This window comes from Acinetobacter sp. TUM15064, assembly GCF_008980265.1.
In the GTDB taxonomy this organism is placed as follows: domain Bacteria; phylum Pseudomonadota; class Gammaproteobacteria; order Pseudomonadales; family Moraxellaceae; genus Acinetobacter.
In genome coordinates, this window is sequence record NZ_BKFU01000099.1 from 1 (window position 1) to 6,458 (window position 6,458).

General features: G+C 41.0%; 4 protein-coding genes. 2 read left to right on the forward strand and 2 right to left on the reverse strand.

Features of this window, described 5'->3' with window-relative positions; genetic code table 11:
- Positions 1–140: 140 nt before the first annotated feature.
- On the reverse strand, positions 141–2,372 hold the full coding sequence (locus GBI16_RS17180) for an NADP-dependent isocitrate dehydrogenase (protein ID WP_151707536.1): 2,232 nt from the start codon (positions 2,370–2,372) through the stop codon (positions 141–143).
- Positions 2,373–2,794: 422 nt separating this feature from the next.
- Here GBI16_RS17180 and uraH point away from each other — a divergent pair, with 422 nt between their 5' ends.
- Positions 2,795–3,193: a hydroxyisourate hydrolase gene (uraH, locus tag GBI16_RS17185; RefSeq protein ID WP_086210213.1), complete on the forward strand. Its 399-nt coding sequence runs from the start codon at positions 2,795–2,797 to the stop codon at positions 3,191–3,193.
- 84 nt (positions 3,194–3,277) lie between these two features.
- On the opposite strand, the gene GBI16_RS17190 is transcribed toward uraH, so the two are convergent.
- The gene (locus tag GBI16_RS17190; protein WP_086210214.1) at positions 3,278–4,981 is read right to left on the reverse strand and encodes a M61 family metallopeptidase; all 1,704 of its coding nucleotides are present in this window, start codon (positions 4,979–4,981) and stop codon (positions 3,278–3,280) included.
- Between the two features lie 179 nt (positions 4,982–5,160).
- On the opposite strand from GBI16_RS17190, the gene GBI16_RS17195 reads away from it, so the two are divergent.
- Positions 5,161–6,458 (forward strand): D-alanyl-D-alanine carboxypeptidase PBP6B (locus tag GBI16_RS17195; protein ID WP_151707537.1); only part of this gene is annotated, 1,298 nt, incomplete at its 3' end.

A 6,458-nucleotide genomic window follows, 5' to 3' on the forward strand; every position in this document is an offset into this window, starting at 1 on the left:
ACTGAAATTGCTATAACCCTATTCAAATTTTTCTTATTCATCTTTTTAGCCATTGTAAATATTTTTTAGTATAAAAAAAGCCGATGTTTTCACATCGGCTTTTTTTACTTCATCGGCAAATTTACCGATTTAGTTTTGACTTAGACCGCTTCAAGTACTGCATTCAAAGTCGTGCTTGGACGCATTACAGCATTTACTTTAGCAGTATCTACAGCATAGTAACCACCGATGTCCGCAGCTTGACCCTGAACTTGAGAAAGCTCAGCAACAATCTTATCTTCATTTTCAGCAAGCGCTTTTGCAAGAGGAGCGAACTTCGCTTTCAAGTCAGCATCTTCGTCTTGAGCTGCTAAAGCTTCAGCCCAGAACTTCGCTAAGTAGAAATGACTGCCACGGTTATCAATCTCACCAGTACGGCGTGATGGAGACTTATCATTATCCAGTAACTGGCCTGTCGCTTGGTCTAAAGTCTTCGCAAGAAGTTTTGCTTTCGCATTATCTTCTTTAATACCCATCTCTTCTAAAGATACAGCAAGTGCCAAGAATTCACCTAAAGAATCCCAACGTAAGTGGTTTTCTTCAACAAGCTGCTGTACGTGTTTAGGCGCTGAACCACCCGCACCAGTTTCGTACATACCACCGCCCGCCATAAGCGGAACGATAGACAACATCTTCGCAGATGTACCAAGCTCCATAATTGGGAACAAATCAGTGAGGTAGTCACGCAGAATGTTACCCGTTACAGAAATCGTATCTAGACCACGTGCAACCCGTTCAAGTGTATAACGCATCGCGCGGACTTGAGACATAATTTCAATGTCTAAACCAGTTGTGTCATGATCTTTCAAATACGTTTGTACTTTCTTGATCAATTCATTTTCGTGTGGACGGTATGGGTCAAGCCAGAAGATCGCAGGCATACCTGAGTTACGCGCACGTGTTACTGCCAGTTTCACCCAGTCACGGATTGGTGCATCTTTCACCTGACACATACGCCAGATGTCACCCTCTTCCACGTTCTGAGACATCAACACTTCGCCAGTTTCTAAGTCAGTGATGTTTGCAACACCTGCCTCAGAGATTTCAAAGGTCTTGTCGTGTGAACCGTATTCTTCCGCTTTTTGCGCCATCAAACCAACGTTCGGCACTGTACCCATAGTACGTGGGTCAAAGTTACCATTCCACTTACAGAAATTGATCATTTCTTGGTAGATACGTGCGAAAGTTGACTCAGGCATGACTGCTTTACAGTCATAAGGTTTGCCGTCAGCGCCCCACATTTTACCGCCACCACGGATCATTGCAGGCATAGAAGCATCTACAATTACATCGTTTGGTGAATGGAAGTTCGTGATGCCTTTCGCAGAATCAACCATTGCAAGTGCTGGACGGTGTTCTTGGCAAGCGTGTAAGTCTTCGATGATTTCTTCACGTAACGATGTCGGTAAAGTTGCAATCTTCTCGTAAAGACCCGCCATACCGTTGTTAACGTTAATACCTAGCTCATCAAATAATTTACCGTGTTTTTCAAAAGCATCTTTGTAGTAAATTTTCACACAGTGACCGAAAACGATCGGGTGTGAAACTTTCATCATGGTTGCTTTCACGTGTAAAGAGAACAAAATGCCTGCTTCTTTACAATCATCAAGTTCTTTTTCATAGAAATCGCAAAGCGCTTTCTTGCTCATAAACATTGAATCAATGATTTCGCCATCTTGAAGCGCAACTTTTGGCTTAAGAACGATGGTTTCACCAGACTTTGTCACGAGTTCCATTTTCACATTGCGGGCACGGTCTAAAGTCATTGATTTTTCACCATGGTAGAAGTCACCTTCATCCATGTGAGAAACGTGAGTTTGAGACCATTGCTTCCACTCGCTCATAGAGTGCGGGTGTTTTTTCGCATAGTTCTTAACAGCAGCAGGCGCACGACGGTCAGAGTTACCTTCACGTAATACTGGGTTCACTGCTGAACCAAGACATTTACCATAGCGTGCTTTAAGCGCTTTTTCGTCTTCAGTAGTAGGGTTTTCTGGGTAATCAGGAATCGCGTAGCCTTTTGATTGAAGCTCTTTGATACATGCTGTTAGCTGAGCAACAGAGGCACTAATATTTGGCAGTTTGATGATATTAGTATCAGGATCTTGTGTAAGACGACCAAGTTCTGCAAGATTGTCTGGAACTTTTTGTTCTTCTTTTAGGTATTCAGAAAATTCTGCGAGAACACGTGCGGCAACAGAGATATCAGTTTTAACGATCTCTACACCAGCAGGTTTAGTAAAGGTCTCAATGATCGGCAGTAGCGAGTAAGTCGCTAGCAATGGCGCCTCGTCGGTCAGTGTGTAAATGATGGTTGACTTTCCACCAGCCATATATAGCCCCTTGCGTTAGATTGAGTTTTTTAGGGTGATGAGCTTCTGGCTCAGCCCCTGCGAACCGATGTGCTTGAATAAAACCCTGAAAGTATCGGCTTTCATTGCTTTTCAGTCAACGTAATATCCTGTGATAACGACATTTCGAAAAAAAATGATGCTGAATATTTACTCTAATCCTTCCTGTTTTCCGCAAACGCTCTACAATCTTCTGGCAAATTGACAACAAGATCCCTAAAACAGTGCGAATTTAGAGAAAAATAGAATCACTTGCTTCATTATAGAGCTTAGACTCGCAAACTCGATGAAGAAAAAAGCCAAAAAATTTATTTCTTATTAAACCAATTTTACATTTTTAAACCTATGATTTTTATGACTTTGGTTAAACTTAATACTTTTATGCAACATTAAGGATCAATTAGATGATGAAAATACTCCTTCCTCTCATTGGACTTGGTTTTTCTTCATTATGTTTTGCACAGAACCCATTAAGTGTACACGTACTGAATTTAGAAAATGGTTTACCATCAGCTAATGTCAAAGTAACGCTTGAAGCACAACAAAATGATAAATGGACTGAAATCAATTCAGCGGCAACGGATGATCAAGGGCGTATCAATGATTTATACCCTAAAGATACCAGTCTACAAAAAGGTGTCTATAAAGTTACTTTTAAAACAGGTGATTGGTTTCGTCAAAAAAATCAGCGCTCTTTTTTTCCAGAAGTACCTGTTGTCTTTGTGATTGATGGCTCATTGGATCATTATCATATTCCGTTATTGATCAGTCCGTACGGTTATTCAACTTATCGTGGTAGTTAACATTCACAAACGAACAAATATAAAAACCGATGCCTAGGCATCGGTTTTTACCTCAACAGAATGACAAATAAAGTGGGTTAAGCATTAAAGCTTGAGCCACTTCTCTGCTTTCGCTTGATCTTCGACTTTCAATTCAACTTCGGTCAGTTCTGAACCAGCAGCTTTTACATCAAAGCTCAGCAACTCATCACGGCGGAATGCCAGAATGCTATAGGTATCGTCTTGCTTGGCGTATTTTTCTACCAATTTCACCGTTGCTTTGAGACCATCAATCGCAATGATCACATCATGGGCAGAAAGACCAGCTTGAGCAGCAGCGCCATCACGACGCGCACTTTGCACCAACACACCCTCTGGCTTATCTACAAGCTTTAAACCCAACGGTAATGACTTGTCATTTTTCAGGCTATAACTTAAACCAAACTCAGGGAAAAGTTGATCCAGTGGCAACTCATCTGTGGTGTTAATTAAGTGATTGATTTGCTCAATCCAGTTATCACCCGTCAGTTCATTACACAACTCAACAATTGTACGCTCATGTACTTGTATGCCCTTTTGCGCGTTTTCATAAAGTTTACGCATAAGCGAGTCTAGACTTGAACCACGTAACCGTAAACCCAAGTCTAAGCATAGGGCAACCAAACAACCTTTGTTGTAATAGCTGGTGCCTGCATTGTTCGAGTTTTCATCCTGACGGTAAAATTTCACCCATGCATCAAAGCTAGACTCAGACACAGACTGAACAAAACGACCTGGATTTTGTAAATAACGATCAATCTGAATTTTGAGTAGTTTGATATATGAGGCTTGAGAAATCACACCGCTACGCAGCAAAATCAGGTCATCATAATAAGACGTGAAACCTTCAAAAATCCAAAGCAAAGAGGTATAGCCTTCTTTGTTTAAATCATAATTGACAAAGTTTTCAGGACGAATGAATTTGACCAACCATGAGTGGAAGTATTCATGACTACATAAACCTAAGAAACGTTGATAGTCTTCAGATGGTTCTTCAGGCTCATTAACTTTGGGCAAGTCTTCACGTGGACTAATCAAACTGGTTGAATTTGGATGCTCCAAACCACCATAACTATTTGCTGTAGCCATCGTCATAAAGGTGTAGTTTGCAAATGGCGCTGAGCCAAACATTGAGATTTCTGTTGCGCAGATTTTTTCAATGTCTTGCTGCATACGTGCAGCATTCATGGCATGTTTGCCTGACACTACAAACTCGTGTGGAATGCTATTGGCTTCAAAAGCAAAACGAGTCTGCTCTGCCAACTCAAATGGTGCATCAATTAGCTCAGCATAGTTTTTGGCTTTTAAGGTAAAACGACCTTTAACAAGGCTTTTTGAAGCCATACCTGTCGCTAATTGGAAGTGTTTCAGCTCATCAGGAAGGAACAGTTCAACTTCAACAGCTTTATCCTCTTGACCTTCCAGACCTAAACATGCACATGCAGGATTGACATATAAACGGGTTTGATCTACATACGCACCGCGCACCGACAGATCATAAGCATATACATCATATTCAACCGTAATCAATTCATGATCGGTATTAAAAAGACGCCATTTATTCTTTTCAAATTTTTGGATTTGTAATAACCGCCCTTCTTCATCATAAGCACGAACCGATTCAATATGCTTTGAAAACTCACGAATGAGGTAACTACCCGGAATCCAAGTCGGTAATGAAAGTACCTGTGTTGGGTCTGCTACAAAACGTAAAGTCACGTGTATAAGGTGCTGACGATAATCGTCAAATTCGATCTGATAATGCAACATAATGGGCAATACAAAATAAAATGAAATGAGTTATAACTTAGCTTAGCATTATTTAAGCCAGTTTTGCGTCACAGTCACATTTGTCTGCATTTTTGACTGGTCATTGGCGAAAAAAAGGCATAGCATTTGCAGCTGTTTTCGGTTTAAAAGTCACGGAATGGCTTAGTTAGGGAATTTCATTGAAAGCTGTCATCTACTTTATCGCTACACTCTTCGCCTTGTGTTCAAGTTTCACTCAAGCCGCATTGCTCAACATTGTTCCTGAAACAGTTGAAGCTCAAGCTTGGACCGTTTTTGACAGCCAATCAGGGCAAGTCATTGCAGAACACAATAGTCATGTGCAGCGTGCTCCCGCTTCGCTCACCAAAATGATGGTTGCCTACATTGCACTGAAAGAAATTAATGCAGGAAAACTAAACAAAAGCGAAATTCTTACCGCGACACCTGTGGTTAGTACGGTGATGTGGGATGAGTCGCAAATGTATTTAAAACAAGGTGAACAGATTTCAGTTGATCAGCTTTTAGCGGGTTTAGTGGTGATGTCGGCCAATGATGCAGCGGTGACTTTGGCAGAACGTATTTCTGGTGATATTCCTCACTTTGTGGCACGAATGAACCAAGAAGCCAAAGCACTGGGAATGACTGAAACACATTTTCAGAACCCAGCAGGTATTACCATGCCCGAACACTATTCGACTGCACATGACTTAGCGCTGTTAGGTCAAGCCTTAGTGAATGAAACACCCGACTATTTGTACTATTCAAAACAGCAAAGTTTTAGTTATAACCAACGCTTTCACCGTGCGACCAATCTTCTGTTAAAACAAGACCCAACAGTCGATGGCTTAAAAACGGGTTATACCAAAGCAGCGGGATATAACCTAGCCCTAACAGCGAACCGCCCAACAATGAACCCTGAAAACCCAAACCGTCGTTTGGTGGTGATTGTATTAGGAACGCAAAGTGCAGCAAAACGTGCAGAGGTTGCGCACAATCTCATGAATTTGTCTTATACCTACACACGCAACGAAGTTGCGCTGAAGGATAAACAAATCATTGCGGAACTTCCCGTTGTCAAATCAACTTTGAAAATTTTCAAAGTCGAAAGCAAACAACCGAAAATTGTGACCACATCATTGTACGATCAACCTTATGCAATTGATTTACATGCCTTTGATCAAACCAATCAACGTATTATGCTCAATACAGGCAATGGTACAATCCAACCGATCGCACCTTTAGAATCGACTAAAACACATTTTAATATAGAAGTTTTACAGAACAAACTAACTGCACCACTTGCAGAAGTAATGCAACTGGCTAAAGTTCAGGTTTATCAAAATAACCAGCTTATTCAAACTTTTACTATAGAAGATGACGTACATATTGAAGAAGCCAATATTTTCCAGAGACTCATGATCTGGTTCAAAAACCTGTTTCCATTTTTATCGAGCGATGAACCTCAGGCCAAAACCTA